Annotated in this window: 16 protein-coding genes; 3 read left to right on the top strand and 13 right to left on the bottom strand. The window is 63.9% G+C overall.

The window, feature by feature from the left end; all coding sequences use genetic code 11:
* Nucleotides 1-3 precede the first annotated feature (3 nt).
* Complete coding sequence (locus HMI57_RS16860) at nt 4-1,026, bottom strand: universal stress protein (protein ID WP_171587160.1); 1,023 nt, start codon at nt 1,024-1,026, stop codon at nt 4-6.
* A gap of 267 nt (nt 1,027-1,293) precedes the next feature.
* On the opposite strand from HMI57_RS16860, the gene HMI57_RS16855 reads away from it, so the two are divergent.
* A complete protein-coding gene (locus HMI57_RS16855) occupies nt 1,294-1,929 on the top strand; it encodes an FAD-dependent monooxygenase (RefSeq protein WP_346655249.1) in 636 nt (211 codons plus the stop codon).
* Between the two features lie 114 nt (nt 1,930-2,043).
* Here HMI57_RS16855 and HMI57_RS16850 read toward each other — a convergent pair whose 3' ends face one another.
* From HMI57_RS16850 to HMI57_RS16835, 4 genes are all read right to left on the bottom strand, one after another.
* Entirely contained in the window at nt 2,044-2,955 is a 912-nt protein-coding gene (locus HMI57_RS16850; protein WP_171587159.1) for a glycine betaine ABC transporter substrate-binding protein, read from the bottom strand.
* A gap of 65 nt (nt 2,956-3,020) precedes the next feature.
* The gene (locus HMI57_RS16845; RefSeq protein WP_171587158.1) at nt 3,021-3,965 is read right to left on the bottom strand and encodes an ABC transporter permease subunit; all 945 of its coding nucleotides are present in this window, start codon (nt 3,963-3,965) and stop codon (nt 3,021-3,023) included.
* On the bottom strand, nt 3,962-5,179 hold the full coding sequence (locus HMI57_RS16840) for a glycine betaine/L-proline ABC transporter ATP-binding protein (RefSeq protein WP_346655248.1): 1,218 nt from the start codon (nt 5,177-5,179) through the stop codon (nt 3,962-3,964). The genes HMI57_RS16845 and HMI57_RS16840 overlap by 4 nt, the downstream gene beginning before the upstream one ends.
* Nucleotides 5,180-5,718: 539 nt before the next feature.
* Complete coding sequence (locus tag HMI57_RS16835; RefSeq protein WP_171587157.1) at nt 5,719-6,327, bottom strand: copper resistance CopC family protein; 609 nt, start codon at nt 6,325-6,327, stop codon at nt 5,719-5,721.
* Nucleotides 6,328-6,437: 110 nt separating this feature from the next.
* Here HMI57_RS16835 and HMI57_RS16830 point away from each other — a divergent pair, with 110 nt between their 5' ends.
* Nucleotides 6,438-7,889, top strand: coding sequence for an NCS2 family permease (locus HMI57_RS16830; protein WP_171587156.1), 1,452 nt, complete (start codon nt 6,438-6,440; stop codon nt 7,887-7,889).
* Between the two features lie 15 nt (nt 7,890-7,904).
* Here HMI57_RS16830 and HMI57_RS16825 read toward each other — a convergent pair whose 3' ends face one another.
* Nucleotides 7,905-8,699, bottom strand: coding sequence for a 3-hydroxybutyrate dehydrogenase (locus HMI57_RS16825; protein ID WP_171587155.1), 795 nt, complete (start codon nt 8,697-8,699; stop codon nt 7,905-7,907).
* Nucleotides 8,699-10,099 carry an MFS transporter gene (locus tag HMI57_RS16820; protein ID WP_275690912.1) on the bottom strand — a complete coding sequence of 467 codons (1,401 nt, stop codon included), beginning with the start codon at nt 10,097-10,099 and terminating at the stop codon, nt 8,699-8,701. Before HMI57_RS16820 ends, HMI57_RS16825 begins: the two co-directional genes overlap by 1 nt.
* A 150-nt stretch (nt 10,100-10,249) precedes the next feature.
* Between HMI57_RS16820 and HMI57_RS16815 the strand changes: the two genes are divergently transcribed.
* A complete protein-coding gene (locus HMI57_RS16815) occupies nt 10,250-11,158 on the top strand; it encodes a LysR family transcriptional regulator (RefSeq protein WP_171587154.1) in 909 nt (302 codons plus the stop codon).
* A 23-nt stretch (nt 11,159-11,181) separates the two neighbouring features.
* Here the strand turns inward: HMI57_RS16815 and HMI57_RS16810 are convergent, their stop codons facing one another.
* Genes HMI57_RS16810 through HMI57_RS16785 form a run of 6 tightly spaced genes read right to left on the bottom strand, consistent with a single transcriptional unit; the run spans nt 11,182 to nt 14,671 of the window.
* Nucleotides 11,182-12,051 carry a fused MFS/spermidine synthase gene (locus tag HMI57_RS16810; protein ID WP_171587153.1) on the bottom strand — a complete coding sequence of 290 codons (870 nt, stop codon included), beginning with the start codon at nt 12,049-12,051 and terminating at the stop codon, nt 11,182-11,184.
* Nucleotides 12,051-12,539, bottom strand: coding sequence for a GNAT family N-acetyltransferase (locus HMI57_RS16805; protein ID WP_171587152.1), 489 nt, complete (start codon nt 12,537-12,539; stop codon nt 12,051-12,053). Before HMI57_RS16805 ends, HMI57_RS16810 begins: the two co-directional genes overlap by 1 nt.
* 4 nt (nt 12,540-12,543) lie before the next feature.
* Nucleotides 12,544-13,041 (bottom strand): GNAT family N-acetyltransferase, encoded by a 498-nt coding sequence (locus HMI57_RS16800; protein WP_171587151.1) that lies wholly within the window; start codon nt 13,039-13,041, stop codon nt 12,544-12,546.
* A gap of 46 nt (nt 13,042-13,087) precedes the next feature.
* The gene (locus HMI57_RS16795; RefSeq protein WP_346655247.1) at nt 13,088-13,627 is read right to left on the bottom strand and encodes a GNAT family N-acetyltransferase; all 540 of its coding nucleotides are present in this window, start codon (nt 13,625-13,627) and stop codon (nt 13,088-13,090) included.
* 9 nt (nt 13,628-13,636) lie between these two features.
* Complete coding sequence (locus tag HMI57_RS16790) at nt 13,637-14,293, bottom strand: O-methyltransferase (protein WP_171587150.1); 657 nt, start codon at nt 14,291-14,293, stop codon at nt 13,637-13,639.
* 36 nt (nt 14,294-14,329) lie between these two features.
* Complete coding sequence (locus HMI57_RS16785) at nt 14,330-14,671, bottom strand: thiamine-binding protein (protein ID WP_171587149.1); 342 nt, start codon at nt 14,669-14,671, stop codon at nt 14,330-14,332.
* Nucleotides 14,672-14,991 lie beyond the last annotated feature (320 nt).

The following is a 14,991-nucleotide window of genomic DNA, read 5'->3' as shown; positions in this document are numbered from 1 at the left end:
TGATCAGCTGGTAGGTACAACCATCGGTCCGAACTTTTCGCGGTCCTGAAGCCGGGGGTCATCACTGTCGGGGACAACCAGCACCGGTCCCTTGGCATGATGCAGTACTCCCTGACTAGTGGAGCCGAGCAGCATTCCCGCAAAGCCTCCGCGCCCTCGGGTGCCGACCACCAGCAACTCAGAAGTCCGGGAGGATTCGATGAGCACTTCCACCGGCGGTCCATCGAGGAGGTCAACTGAGATCTCCAGGCCCGGGAAGTGGCTCTGCAGCCACTTCTTCCCGGCGTTCAGCTGAACCCGGATGTCAGCGTGCAGCGCCTCCCGGTCCAGGGGCGCCGGCACCCACGCAAGTGACCCGGTAAACGGCGGAAGTGAACAGACCACCCGTAGTGGCATCCCCCGTGAGACCGCCTGTTCGGCTGCGGCCAGGGAGGCCATACGAGCCTGTTCCGAACCGTCAACACCCACCACAACCACCTTCTCCACCTGATCCGCGGTGGGGCCCGGCTCACCCTTCATCCGGGGCGGTTCCACACCTGCCTCATGGAGGCGGCGGGCGGCGCACAGCGGAATCACTACAGTGGGGCACTTGGCATGTCCGGGTACCGCGCTGCTCACCGATCCCAGCAGCCGTCCGACAAAGCCGCCACGTCCCCGGGAGCCCACCACAATCAGCTCGGCTTCCTCGGAGAGCTCCAAGAGCACCCCGGCGGCGTCGCCAGCTTCCACCCGGGGAACAACGTCGATGGGGTGCCCCTTGATGCGCTCGACGGCCTGGTTCACCACTGCTTCGGCACCCTCGCGGATGACGGCGTCATCGATGGTGGCGTATCCGGCGTCCATGCTGGAGGCCGCGAACACCGGAACCGTGTAGGCCGTCACAACGCTCAGGCGGGTGCCTCTGCGCTCGGCCTCGTGGGCCGCCCAGACCAGTGCACACTGGCTCTGGTCGGACCCGTCCACGCCGACGACGATCCCGCTGCCGTAGCGACTGTTCACACCATTCTCAGACTGTGCCTTTTCCATGGCCACGCCTCCCTACGGTCACAAACTCCGGCGTCCAGTCGACAATCGCGAACCGCCGCCAAACTATTTCAAAGCCTACTCTCCCGCATAGGACTATTCACCGTGCCCAAAGTTATGTACGCTTCGAGAAATCGTTACTGGAATGAGCCACTTGTGGGTCGTCTGTAACGAAGTGCGCTTGGTTGACCCGTTCGCAGCCAAGTGTCCGCACGGCCCGGAAGAGGCGCCGGGCCGTGCGGAATTACACCATCCCCCGGAGGTCTACCTGTGAGTTCACCGATGCCCGGAACCGTGGTCACACGCTCAGCCGTGCATGGCGGTGCGGAACTCACCACCACTGTGGTGATCGGCTCGGGACTTCCCGGCTTGGCGGTGGCCAGCGAGTTGAGCCGACGGGGCATCCACTCCATCGTGGTGGAGTGCCTGGACCCGGTGGACACCGGGCAGCTGTCCCGGACCGCGCTCACTGATTCGGTGTCCCTGTCGGAACGAACCGAGCTGCTTCGATTGCTGCGCGGGTATGCCAGCAGTCATTCATTGGATATCCGTCACAGCACGCTCGCCGAGAATCTGTGCGTGGTTGGGCATTCGAAGCTGCTGCCCGCGCCAATACTGGGAGCGAAGAAGTGGGCAGTCCAAACTGATTGCGGCGTGCTGTTAGCCGACCATGTGGTCCTGACGAAGTACCCCCAAAACCAGCTCCGCCGGTTTCTGCTCTCCCTCGGACTCGCAGTGGGCCATGACCTGAAGTCGGCCACCCAGGCGATCGGCCTGCATCTGGTGGGTGTCGGTGAACTGCTGAGCCCCACCACCCGGGAAATTGTGCGGCAGGCGAAACTGGTCAGCACCGCGATAGTTCAGCATCCACCGCTGCTTGTCCCTACCCGGGCCATCAGCGTCTAGTCAGCGTCCCGGCGTTGCCGGTAATACCGACCGGGCGCCGACGACGGCGGGAGGACCGGAGCATGTCCGATCCTCCCGCCGCAGGGTGCCACCCCTGAAAAATCCAGCTGAGTGCTAGCCCTTTAGGCCATCGATGAAATCAGGGTTCTCCTCGAGCCACTGCTCTACGGCTTCAGCTTCCTGGCCTGACCCGAACTCGTTGACGACGAGGTTCTCCAGCTGACCGTACTGGTCGTCGTCGAGCTTGAAGTTGGTCATCATTTCGGCGATCTCCGGGAAATCCTCGGTGAACCCGGTCCGCGCCAGGGTGTGCAATCCCTCAACCGGGCCGAGTGCAGCCTCGGGGTCCTCAAGATCCTTCAGGGGGAAGGAACTGTTTGCCCAGAAAGGCTTCCACAGGGTCACCACAATGTCTTCCTCGGCGTCGACGGCGCTCTGCAGTTCCGTCAGCATCGCCGTCGTTGACGACTCGACGAGCTCATAGTCGTCCTCAAGGCCGTAGGCGGGCATGACGTCGTCCTTGGTCACGGCAGTGAGGCCGGCTCCCGGTTCGATGCCGACGATTCGGCCGTCGAACATATCGGCGTTGCCGGTGAGGTCAGCGATCGAATCGATATCAGTGTATTCCGGGACGGCGAACGTGAGCTTGGCGTTGTCGTAGTAGGCGCCAAGATCCTCGATGTCGTCGCCGTACTCTTCCATGTACTGGGCGTGGGTTGCTTCGGACCAGCCAGAGGGGTAGACGTCGACGTCCCCGTTCGAGAGGCCAGTGTAAAGGGGGGCGGCCTCGCTCAGTTCCTGGATCTCGACGTCGATTCCCTCAGCTTCAAGGATGTTCTCCCACAAGTAGGCGGTGCTCAGCCCGTCGGTCCAGGAGGGGATGATACCCAGGGTGATGGCCTGTGCCGCATCGTCGGTTCCCTCGTCACTGGACGCATCTGATCCGCCGCAGGCTGATACTCCGAGAGCAACTGTCATCAGTGCTGCAAGTACTCCGACGCGTCGTGTGCGTAGTTTGTTAGTCATTGATCTTCTTTCCTTATTCATCGGAGAGCACCGTTGGAACCGGTGCTCGTGGAGTGGTTGGAGGGTCAAGATTTGGTGGTTTGCGGTACCGGCTTCGCCCCTTGGCGACCGAAAATCCTGGCTATTGCCCGCATAAGTCGGCGGTCGCGGTCCGACCTGCCGTCGCCCACGCCTGCCGTTACCCGATCCAGGAAGATGGCCAATACCACTACCGACAGGCCTGCTTCGAAGCCAAGTCCTATGTCGAGTTGCGAGATTGAGGAGGTCACGGCACCGCCAAGGCCGCCGGCCCCCACGAGTCCGGCAATGACCGCCATGGAAAGCGCAAGCATGATCACCTGGTTCACGCCGGCCATGATGGTGGGCAGTGCGAGCGGCAGCTGTATGCCGCGCAGGATCTGCCCCGGAGTGCTGCCGAACGCGTGCCCCGCCTCCACCACCTCGGAGTCCACCTGGCGGATACCCAGCTCGGTGAGCCGGACACCCGGAGGCAACGCGAAGATGACTGTGGCAACGACACCGCCAGCAACACCAATGCTGAAGAGGGTGACCACCGGTACCAGCCAGACAAAGGCCGGCATGGTCTGCATCAGGTCCATCACCGGGCGGATCGCGTTGCTCATCGAATTCGACTTTGCAGCGGTGACACCGAGCGGAATGGCTATGACCAGCGCAATAAAAGTGGCAATCAGCACCAGGGCAAGCGTCGTCATCGCGTTCTCCCACTGGTCGACGCTGATAACGAATGTGAGACCCACCAACGACACGAGGGCGAACTTCCAGTCCTTGACCAGTAACCCCAGGAATGAAAACAGGATCACCATCACAAACGGAGCCGGCGTGTTAAGCGCGTCGGCCAGACCGTCGGTGGCTCCCAGAATCACATCGCGGACGGAGGTGAAGAAGCTGCCCAGGTTGTCGTCCACCCAGTCAAAGACCGTCTCGATGCCTTCGCCGACGGGGATACGGGGCACTAATTCGCTGTCGGTGCGGCCGGTTGCGAGGCTCACGCCATCACCTCCTGGTCGGGGCCGATATGTTCAACTGTCGCGTTGGGGTCGCCGAGCGCGTTGAGCAGGGTGACCCGCGGGATCACTCCGCTGAGCCGGCCCTCGTTATCAACGACAGCCAGTGCTACGACGCTCTCCGCCGCAGCGGTCAGCATGTCGGCGAGTGGCGTGTCCAGACGGACCGTCGCCGCCGACCGCAGCAGCCCTTCGAGGGTGTCAGAGCCCCGTGAAACGGCGACCGCAACGTCCTGCTCATGCACGATCCCATGCAGTGTCTTATCCCGGCCGACCACCATCAGACTGGAGAGCTGATGTTCCCTCAGAAGCTTGTGGGCAGCCCGGGGGCCTTGTTCGTTCCCGAGCACGGCCACGGCGGGCTCCATGACAGCAGATGCGGTAAGCACCCGCGTCCGATCAACGTCCTGGACAAACTGGGCTACGTAGTCATTGGCGGGATCGTTCAGGATTTGTTCGGTGGTCCCGATCTGCACAATCCGCCCGTCGCGCATCATCGCTATTCTGTCGCCGAGCCGCATCGCTTCGTTGAGGTCATGGGTGATGAACAGGATGGTCTTGCCGAGCTTGTGCTGCAGCTCGACCAGCTGGTCCTGCATCTCCCGTCGGATGAGTGGATCGAGCGCGCTGAACGCCTCATCCATCAACATCACGTCAGTCTCTGCTGCCAACGCACGGGCCAATCCCACGCGCTGGCGCATTCCGCCTGACAGCTCGCCGGGGAGCGACCCAGCCCATCCATCCAGCCCGACCAGCCGCAGTGCCTCCTCGGCCTTCTTCTCCCGCTCGGAACGGTTCAAGCCCTGCACCTTCAACCCGTAGGCAGCGTTCTCCCCCACCGTTCGGTGGGGCAAAAGCGCAAAGTGCTGGAAGACCATGCTGACCTTCTCCCGCCTCACCCGCCGCAGGTCCTTACCCTTCAGGCGAGTGATGTCATCGCCAGCGATGCTCATCGACCCGGCCGTTGGCACGAGCAGGCCGTTGACCATCCTGATCAGGGTCGACTTTCCGGACCCGGACAAGCCCATCACCACAAAGATCTCGCCCTCAGCGACATCGAAAGTGGCATCGATGACGGCCGGGGTCAGGTTGTCCTTGCGGAGTTGTTCACGTGTGGCCCCCGCACGCAAACGTTCGACAGCGCGAACGGGTCTGTTCCCGAAAATCTTGAAGACCCCTTGGGCCTCAATGACTGGCACAGTAATCTTGCTCCTCGCTCTGCGTTGCCTTTTCGATGACTGCCCTGGGCAGCACAATTTGCACTTGCATGGAACGCTGAATGGCACCATAGGGTGTAATCGCACCAGGTGGCCAGGGCATTTAAATGCGCGCCCTGCGGACCTCAAATAAATCGAAAAATAAGCCTGCATATTTGCAGACGAGGACGGGCAACAATGGCCTCAGTCCAAATTCGGCGATCACAATCAGCGGTATTGAGTAACTCAATATACCGGTGATGACACGCTCCAGGCGCGGCTGAACCCCGCATAGGGGCCCGAAACGGCGCTGTTTGATGGCGACCTCAGCGCCGTCGGGCATGTCCTGAACACGCCTCGATCCCGATGGACTCAGGGATTATCGACGTCAGAGCTGCACGTCAGACTGCCTCCGGGAATTGATGTTCTTTCGTTATCTTGCGGGTGTCTCGATTACCGAAAATGCCCATATAACACTGGAAGAACATTACTAACGGAAGGAGCCTGCAAATAGGATCGGCATACCGATCCCGATGAAAGTGCTAGGAATCAGATCCTTGCCGCAACCGCTTCCGTGCTGAGACTGCCAGGAAGACAGCAAGTCCGATCAGAACCACCACCATCACCACAATGCTCCACGGGAAATCACCCTGGGCCGTCTGCTCGGCTTCCTCGATTTCGATGGGCCCCTGGGTGCCTACTGCGGCCGACGGGGATTGGGCTGTACCCGCAGCAGTAGCGGTGAAGGTGAAGGTGCCTTCAATGGGGTGCGAATCCGAGGAAACCACTCGCCAGTTCACCGTGTACTCTCCGGCAGGCGCTCCCGTGCGGAGCGGTTGGCTTGCCACCCGATCGACGATGGCGACGTCCCCGTCGGCCCAGTTGCCGCCTGTCTGGTCAAGGACTTCAACTTCCGAGCCGATCCCTGACGGTACGTTGGAAAAGGTCAGCTCAATCGCCTCGGGGAGCTGCTCAACGCTTGCTCCGTCCTCGGGGTTGCTGCCGACCAGCTCGTCGTGGGCGTTGGCAGTGGACGCGGAGCCCAATGCTGTCATCAAGACCACCAGCAACATCGCGGCTAACAGGGCGGGCACCCTGACGAGGACATTGCTGGCTGCGGCCCGTGCAGAACGGGAGTTGGTGCTACTCATACGGAAACTCTACGTGCCGGTCCTGTCAGCTCGCTGGGAAGAAGCGGAAGACCGGCGAGCAGCAGATAGAATCAACCGGCAGACCTCCCCACTTCGTTCAAGGAATGACCATGCTCAAAAAGGGTTCCGTACTGGACCGCTATTTCGAAGTCTCCCAGCGAGGCAGCACCTACGCGCGGGAGATCCGCGGTGGGGTGGCCACTTTCTTCGCCATGAGCTACATCGTGGTCCTCAACCCGCTCATTCTGGCGGGAGCAGACTCCTCCGGTGCTGAACTGGGTTTCGAACGGGTTGCGGCAGTGACAGCGCTCGTGGCCGGAATCCTGACGATTGTGATGGGTGCATGGGCTAAGTATCCTTTCGCACTGGCCACCGGACTCGGTGTGAACGCCTTCGTCGCGATCACCGTGGCCACCAACCCTGAACTGACGTGGCCACAGGTCATGGGCCTGGTGATGCTTGCTGGGCTGACCATGTTGATTCTGGTCCTCACCGGCTTCCGGACCGCCGTTTTCAACGCCGTCCCCGAAAGCCTCAAGACCGCGATCGTGGTCGGCATCGGTTTGTTTATTGCCTTGATCGGCCTGGTCAATGCAGGATTTGTCAGGAGGGTCCCCGACGACGCACAAACCACCGTCCCGGTGGGCCTGGGCTTCGAGGGAGCACTGCTCGGCTGGCCCACGCTCGTCTTCGTGTTCGGGCTGATTCTCACCATCGCCCTGGTGGTTCGGAAGGTCCGCGGCGGGATCCTGATTGGTGTGATTGCCTCCACCATCCTCGCCGTCATCATTGAAGCAGTCGCCAACGTGGGCCCAAGCGTCGGCCCCGACGGTGCTAACGCGCAGGGCTGGTCCCTGGTGGTACCCGAGATTCCGACCGGATCGTGGGTGGGAGTTCCGGACCTGTCCCTGATCGGCAACGTGAGCCTGTTCGGCGCCTTCGGCACGATCGGGGCTACCGCAGCACTGCTGCTGACCTTCACCATCCTGTTGAGCATCTTCTTCGACGCCATGGGCACCATGGTGGGGCTGGCCAACGAGGCGAAGCTGGTGGACAAGAAGGGGAACATCCCGGGCGTCAACAGGGTCCTCGTGGTCGACGCTCTTGGCGCAGTCGCCGGTGGTGCCGGGTCCGTGTCCTCCAACCAGATCTACGTCGAATCCGGCGCCGGGATCGGCGAGGGTGCGCGCACCGGCATTGCCAACATTGTCACGGGTGTCCTGTTCCTGCTGGCGATGTTCTTTACCCCGCTGATCTCCCTGGTGCCGTTCGAGGCGGTGGCGCCCGCCCTCGTCGTCGTCGGGTTCATGATGGTGGCGCAGGTCGGCCGGATCGACTGGCAGGACTGGGGCGTCGCCATCCCGGCGTTCCTGACCTTCATCCTGATGCCGTTCACCTACTCGATCGCCAACGGGCTGGGGGCCGGGTTCATCGCCTATGTCCTGGTACGCACCTTCCAGGGCCGGGCACGGGAGATCCACCCCCTGATGTGGGCTGTCGCTGGCGCGTTCGTCGTGTTCTTCGGGATTGGGCCGATTGAACTGGCGCTGGGCCTGCGCTAGCGCCAGTTCAATCGGTCAGCGGGCCGACCAGCCACCGTCCATCACATAGGACGAACCGGTCACCATGCCTGCCAGGTCGGAAGCCAGCCAGCACACGAGGCCTGCCACTTCCTCCGGCTCGACCATCCGTTTGATCGCGCTCTCCGTCAGCATGATGGTCGCGAGCACGTCCTCCTCGGAAATCCCATGCAGTCGCGCCTGGTCACTGATCTGATTCTCGACCAGCGGTGTGCGCACGTACCCGGGGTTCACACAGTTGCTCGTCACACCGTGCTCCCCGCCTTCGAGAGCTGTCACCTTGGACAGCCCCTCGAGGCCGTGCTTCGCGGAGACATACGCCGCCTTGAACGGTGAGGCCCGGAGCCCGTGGATGGAAGACACATTGATGATCCGTCCGAATCCCCTCTCGTACATCCCCGGCAGTGCCGCGCGGATCAGCAGGAAGGGTGCCTCCAGCATCAGGGTGTGAATGCGCCGGAAATCGGCTGGGTCAAACTTGTGGATCGGCTGTACGGACTGGATCCCCGCGTTGTTGACCAGGATGTCCACATCGAGGGAGAGGTCCTCCAGTTCCCGGGTGTGCAGCAGGTCCACCGTCCAGGCGTCGCCGTCAACCTCACTCGCCAGGGTGGCCGCGCCATCGCCATCCCGGTCGGCCACCGTCACGAACGCGCCCTGCGCGGCGAGGGCGCGCACTGTCGCAGCACCGATGCCGCTGGCGCCGCCGGTCACCAGCGCCCGGCGCCCGGCAAGTGGCTGCCCGCCGGTGCTCCCCGATGCCGCCGGTTGCTGCGGGCGTGAGGCGACCATCAGCTGGCGCCCTGGGGTGCCGAGAGTCCGTGCCGGTGCGCGTCTTCGGCGTCGACGTCGCGCAGAGAGATACCCCTGGTTTCGCGCAGGGTCACGACGGCGATTCCGGTGACCACGCAGGCGCCGAGGACGTACAGGGCAACCCCCACCCAGGAGCCGGTCTCCTGCAGGATGGCGGTCGCGATGATGGGCGCCATCGATCCGGCGATGATCGACGTCACCTGGTAACCCAGGGAGACGCCCGAGTACCGCATCCGGGTGGGGAACATTTCCGCCATGATCGCTGGTTGGCCCGCGTACATCAGGGCGTGGAAGCACAGACCGATGGTGACGGCCAGGATGATGATCACGGGGTTCTGGGTGTCGAACATCGGGAAGGCGAAGAACGCCCACGTCGCCCCAAGGATTGCTCCCGCCAGGTAGACAGGTTTCCGGCCGAACCGGTCGGACAACCGGCCCACCTGCGGGATCACCAGGAAGTGAACCACGTGGGCGATCAGAAGCGCGAGGAGGAGTTGGCTGGTGTCGTACTCGTGGACGGTCTTGAGGTAGACGATCGAGAAGCTGACGATGATGTAGTACAGGATGTTCTCGGCGAACCGCAGGCCCATGGCTCCGAGGATTCCCTTGGGGTATTTCTTCACTACCTCAAGGACCCCGTAGTTTATCGACTTCTCCCGCTCCACCTGCTCGCGGGCCTCCAGGAAGATCGGGGCTTCGCTGACGTGGGTCCGGATGTAGTAGCCAATCACCACGATGACTGCCGAGAGCCAGAACGCCACGCGCCAGCCCCAGGCGAGGAATTCGTCCTCCGGCAGAATGAAGGACATGGTCAGGAGCACTACCGTGGCGAGCAGGTTTCCTACCGGCACGGCCGCCTGTGGCCAGCTGGCCCAGAAGCCGCGGGACTTGTTGGGGCTGTGCTCGGCAACCAGCAGGACAGCTCCGCCCCACTCACCGCCGACCGCGAATCCCTGGATGAAGCGCAGGACCACCAGCAGGGCGGGCGCCCAGTAGCCGATGGTGTTGAAGCCCGGCAGGCAGCCCATCAGGAAGGTGGCGACACCCACCAGGATTATCGTCACCTGCAGGGTGTGTTTGCGGCCGAGCTTGTCCCCGATCTGGCCGAAGAAGATCCCGCCGAGCGGGCGGGCGATGAAGCCGACGGCGTAGGTCAGGAACGCGGCGATGATGCCGTCCAGCGGGGTGGCAGCGTTGGGGAAGAAGACGACGGCGAATACCAGGGTCGCTGCCGTGGCGTAGAGAAAGAATTCGTACCACTCGACAACGGTTCCCACCATTGAGGCGGCGACAACCTTCTTCAGGCCCGATTCGTCGGTTCGGTCGTGGCCGGTGGACCCTTGAGGCCCGGGCTGGGCGGAGCGTTGATTGACGCTCATGGCGTTCTCCTTCTGTGTCGACGGTGACACGATGCATACTGCGTGATGTTGTGACTGACGTCACCCCACGGACAACCTCATTGAGTATTGCTGCAGATTTGATGCAGATCAATGACCAAGATCGCACCAAGGAGGTGCAAAAATGCAGATATGACCCCGCTGAACCCTGACGACCTGCTGATCCTGCTCAACGTTTCGCACAGTGGTCGTTTCACTACCGCCGCGGACGCCCTCGGGGTGAACCATACGACCGTCTCCCGTCGGATCGCGGCCCTGGAGAAGAGCCTCGGCGGCCATGTGCTTGTCCGGGCCAGCGGAGGGTGGGAACTCACGGAGTTGGGGCACCGGGCGGTCGCTGCTGCGGAACGGGTGGCCTCGGCGGTGTCGATACTCACCAACGGGGACGACGACGGGGCCCCCGTTGCAGGCGTCGTCCGCATGAGCGCCACCGACGGGTTCAGCGCCTACATTGCCGCGCCAGCCTTTGCCCGGTTGCGGCGGCTGCACCCGCGACTGTCGATCGAGATCGTTGCAGCAACCCGCCGCGCATCGCAGACCCGCAGCGGGCTCGACCTGGAGGTGGTGGTCGGTGAGCCGCAGGTGCATCGAGCGGAAGCCATCCGCCTGGGTGAATACATGCTGGGACTCTATGCATCGCGCGACTACCTAGCCGACTGGGGGACGCCACAGACCGTGGCTGAAGCCACCGAGCACCAGTTGGTCTACTTCATCGATTCAATGCTGCAGGTTGATAGCCTCGACACTCCGCGCCGCCTGCTCCCGGCCATGAGGGATTCGCTCAGTTCAACTAACGTCTTTGTCCACGTGGAGGCAACCCGTTTTGGCGCGGGAATCGGTCTGCTGCCGTGCTTCATGGCCGACCGCCACCTCGATCTTGTTCGCCTGCTCCCCGACCAGATTGCCGAGCGGCTCGCGTACTGGCTGGTGGCGAGGCCTGATTCGCTCCGGCAGCCAGCGGTCGCTGCCGTGGTTGCGTCATTGCGGGAGGCCACTACCGCCTACGAAGACCATCTATTGGGCAGACACACGACGCACTGAGGACCCCTGAGCGTCCGGTCGGGCTACTGGTCGCGGATCACCCGGGCTCCGTTGCTGAACTTCCGCACGCGCGTGTCATCCCAGACGTGGGCAGGTACACCACCGCCCAGCAGCACCCGTGCCAGACCCGGGTCCTGGTCCAGCGGGCTGTCGCTACCCGCGATGATCACGTTCCCGTAGCGCCGGCCTTTGAGCATCGCCGGGTCGGCGATGATCGCTGTGTGTTTGAAGACCTCGCCGATCGTGGCCGCCTCCCGGCGTGCCCCGGCAAGGGCTGGCGAGTCACCGCAGTTCACCAGGTAAAGGCCGCCCTCACTCAGGACCCGGCTGGCATGCTGGGTGAACTCGAGGGTGGTCAGGGGGCGCGGGGTGGTGCTGCCGGCAAAGACGTCACGGATGATCAGGTCCCGGCTGCCAGCGGTAAGGGACTCGGTCACTTCCCTCGCCTCCCCCACTCTGATGCGCACCAGGGGGGCCCGCGGCAGATCGAACCAGTCACGCACCAGCCCGGCGAGCTTTCCGTCGAGCTCCACCACCACCTGGCGCGCTTCGGGAAATGCCGCTGCCAGATAGCGTGCCAGCGAGCACGCGCCGCCGCCAAGGTGCAGTGCGCGCAGCGGAGCACCCTCACCCCGAAGGGGGTCCCGCTGGCGGGATTCGACGAGTGCCGCAATCCACCGCATGTACTCAAAGTCGAGCCGCAGCGGGTCGCTCAGATCGATGTGGGAACTCGGCACCCCGTTGACCTTGAGGATCCAACCGTTGGGATTGAACGGATCGGGTTCCAGCTCGCACGTGCCGGTGTCCGTCTCATAGATTCCGGCGACCGGTCCCGTGTCATTCTCAGCCGCCGCTCTCGAGGCGCCCGGGCGGGGCGCACGTTGCCTGCCCATTAGTGACGCACCATCCTGATCTCCTGAAGGTCGGATCCCTCGGTCCTGACCTTCCGTCGGGCACCGTCGGCGACGAACCGGTTCCTAACGTAGAAGGCGGTAGCCCGGTGGTTCACTTCCAGCACCCAGAGGCTTGCCGCCTGCTCACCGAGCGTTTCGGCAAGCAGCGCCGGGCCCACTCCACGGCCGTAGAAGCGCTGGAGCGCGTAGAGGAAGTACAACTCAGTTCCGTCCCGGTCCGTGTCCCGGCTGGGGCCCGCGAGCGCCAACCCGACGAGCGTGTCATCCTCGTCGACTGCGACCATCCACGGTATGCCGTCTTCAAGCTCCCGGCGACGATCTGCGGCGTCGGCGGCGGCGCGGGCTTCCCGTGCGTCGAAGAATTCGGGCGGGCCCAGGTGGCCGTAGGCCTCACGCCACGTCCGGTTATGCAGCTCCACCAGGGCGCCGGCGTCGTCGGGGGTCGCCCGGCGGACAGTCACGGTCACGGCGTCATTGCCCGGACCATGCGCAGCTCGCGCTGGTGATTCCACTGGTCTGACAGGGGTTCAGCGGTTCCATCTGGGGTGAAGCGAGCTTCCGGTAAAACGCAATCGCCCGGGCGTTGCTCTCCAAAACCCAGACGAAGGCCGGGGCTGCGCCGATAGCACCGCTTACCAACTGCTGGCCTAGCCCGGTGCCGTGCGCCTCCGCCAGCACATAGACCATATACAGCTCGACCTCTGCCGGGGGGTTGTCGCCGCGCGCAGGCCCACCAGCGGCGACCCCGACGATGTCGCCGCGGGCATCGGTCGCTACCAGCGGAGGCTGGGCGCCCTGCCTGATACTGTCCTGCCAGTGGGCCGCCTGTGCGGGCAGTTCCGCGTCGAGCCGGTCAAACGCAGCGTCGCTCAGCTGGCCGGTATAGGTTTGCCGCCACGCGAGGTTCTTCATGCGGAGCATGGCTTCCACCTCGTCGGAGGCGCTTGGCCGGATCGTGAACGGGGACATGGTTGTCATGCTAGCCGCACCGGAGCCGGAATCACCTGTGCATCAGTCACTGCCGTGAATCTACCGCCGCTGTCCGTTCGTGGCCGCCGGTTACCTGTTGCTGCCGGTGCATCCTGAACATGGGGCGATGGTGCCAGGTGGGCCCGCACAGGGTAGACGTGCCATCGGGTTCAAACCCATTGCGGAGGTAGAAGCGCTCAGCCCGGGGGTTGCCGTTCAATATCCACAGGTACGCTGCCTGGTCCTCGATCGCTGCGTCCAGCAGTTGCTGGCCCAGGCCGGTGCCGTGGGTCGAGGCGAGGGTGTAGATGTGGTGCAACTCAAAGTCGGGGCGGTCGTCGTCGCGCCCGGGCCCCGAGGTCGCGATGCCCACCGCTGCCCCCGCCTCGTCGAATGCCAGCCAACTCGCCGCGCCGGCCTCAAGAGCTTCACGTCGCTTGGCAATCAGGACCGGAAGTTCGGCGTCGTAATGGCGATGGAATGCCGGTGGCATGATCTGGGCGTAGGTCTCGTGCAGGCCCTGAAGGTGCGTGCGCGAGTACGCTTCGGCGTCATCGGGTGACGCCCGGCGGATGGAAAATTTCACCAGTCCAGTTTAGGGCGCGGCAGCTACCACCACGGCCAACGCCAACCCGTCCCAGTCCTTGGAACCCACGGTCTGCAGCGCCGTCGCCTCCAGCTGGGGGTGCGAGCCCAGCAGTTCGAGCGCACCACGGGTGCCCTGCACCGCCTCGTCCCCGTCAGCCTCCAGGACCGATCCCCCGCGCACCACGTTGTCGAGCACAATGACACTGCCGGGCCGGGAGAGCCGGATGGCCCAGTCGAGATACCGCGGGTTGTTGACCTTGTCGGCGTCGATGAAGAACAGGTCGTAGGGCCCGGCCAAGGTGGGCAGCGTGTCGAGCGCCGCACCCACGTGGATGGTGACCTTCTTACCCACTCCCGCCAGGTCAAGGTTTCTGCGGGCGACGTCGGCGTGGGCCTGCTCGTACTCGCAGGTGTCGACAGTGCCGTCGTCGGGAATCCCCCGGGCCAGCCAGATGGTGCTGAACCCGCCGAGGGTACCGATTTCGAGGACCCGGCGGGCACCGGCGATCTTCGCCAACAGCATCAGGAACTTCCCCTGGGTGGGGGTCACTTCGATCGCTGGCATCCCCGCGTGGGCTGTCGCCTCAACGGCGTTGACCAATGCGCCGTCCGGGTGGACCACTGTGTCCACCAGGTAGCGCTCGACGTCGGCCCATCCGGTCATTGGTCAGCCCTTCCAGTCATTGGTCAGCCCTTCCGATCATGAATGGCCCTGGTACTCATCCATCTCGTCAATTGCCTGCTCAAGGCGTTCCACCTTGCCGGTGAGCTCACCCGAATAGCCGGGCCGGATGTCGGCTTTCAGGACCAGTGAGACACGGCTGCCGTACTTGCCGACAGCCTCGGTGGCCCGTTTGATCACCTCCATCACCTCATCCCAGTCGCCCTCGATGGTGGTGAACATCGAGTCGGTCTGGTTCGGCAGGCCCGAGTCGCGGACAATCTTCACGGCTTCGGCCACCGCATCGTGGACCGAACCGTCGGCGTTTTCGCCTGTGGTGGTGCCGTGTCCGGCCGGGGCAACTGAGAAGGCTACAAGCATGGTCCAAGTCTGGCATAGTGGCGCCCGAGCGGAAGGGGTTGCTGAAGAATTTGTGCAGCCCTGGCGGGTTGGGGTGGACGGGCCGCCGTCGTCTGGGGATCCCGGGTACAGATGTGGCGGGGTGAGGGCTTCTCAACCCGCCCCCAACGCCCGAATCGGCCGCCACCTCCCCGCAGCACCCCCCACACGCGCGCGGGGGGGGGGGAGAGGCGGCCCCCCCCCCCCCAACAACACAAAGGGGGGGGGGAAAAAGACCCCCCCCCCCCCCAAAACTGCCCAAGCCCGGGGGGAGTAGGGGGGGGGAAAAACCACCCCCCCCC

Source organism: Arthrobacter sp. 260 (assembly GCF_013116745.1).
Lineage (GTDB): Bacteria > Actinomycetota > Actinomycetes > Actinomycetales > Micrococcaceae > Arthrobacter_D.
This window is presented reverse-complemented; position numbering and strand designations above follow the sequence as displayed.

Bases quoted from the DNA above. Each gene is read 5' to 3' on its own strand.
- HMI57_RS16785 (WP_171587149.1), bottom strand. From the start codon at position 14,671: ATGCTTGTAGCCTTCTCAGTTGCCCCGGCCGGACACGGCACCACCACA.
- HMI57_RS16850 (WP_171587159.1), bottom strand. From the start codon at position 2,955: ATGACTAACAAACTACGCACACGACGCGTCGGAGTACTTGCAGCACTG.
- HMI57_RS16810 (WP_171587153.1), bottom strand. From the start codon at position 12,051: ATGGGCAGGCAACGTGCGCCCCGCCCGGGCGCCTCGAGAGCGGCGGCT.
- HMI57_RS16820 (WP_275690912.1), bottom strand. From the start codon at position 10,099: ATGAGCGTCAATCAACGCTCCGCCCAGCCCGGGCCTCAAGGGTCCACC.
- HMI57_RS16830 (WP_171587156.1), top strand. From the start codon at position 6,438: ATGCTCAAAAAGGGTTCCGTACTGGACCGCTATTTCGAAGTCTCCCAG.
- HMI57_RS16790 (WP_171587150.1), bottom strand. From the start codon at position 14,293: ATGACCGGATGGGCCGACGTCGAGCGCTACCTGGTGGACACAGTGGTC.
- HMI57_RS16825 (WP_171587155.1), bottom strand. From the start codon at position 8,699: ATGGTCGCCTCACGCCCGCAGCAACCGGCGGCATCGGGGAGCACCGGC.
- HMI57_RS16835 (WP_171587157.1), bottom strand. From the start codon at position 6,327: ATGAGTAGCACCAACTCCCGTTCTGCACGGGCCGCAGCCAGCAATGTC.
- HMI57_RS16800 (WP_171587151.1), bottom strand. From the start codon at position 13,041: ATGTCCCCGTTCACGATCCGGCCAAGCGCCTCCGACGAGGTGGAAGCC.
- HMI57_RS16860 (WP_171587160.1), bottom strand. From the start codon at position 1,026: ATGGAAAAGGCACAGTCTGAGAATGGTGTGAACAGTCGCTACGGCAGC.
- HMI57_RS16815 (WP_171587154.1), top strand. From the start codon at position 10,250: ATGACCCCGCTGAACCCTGACGACCTGCTGATCCTGCTCAACGTTTCG.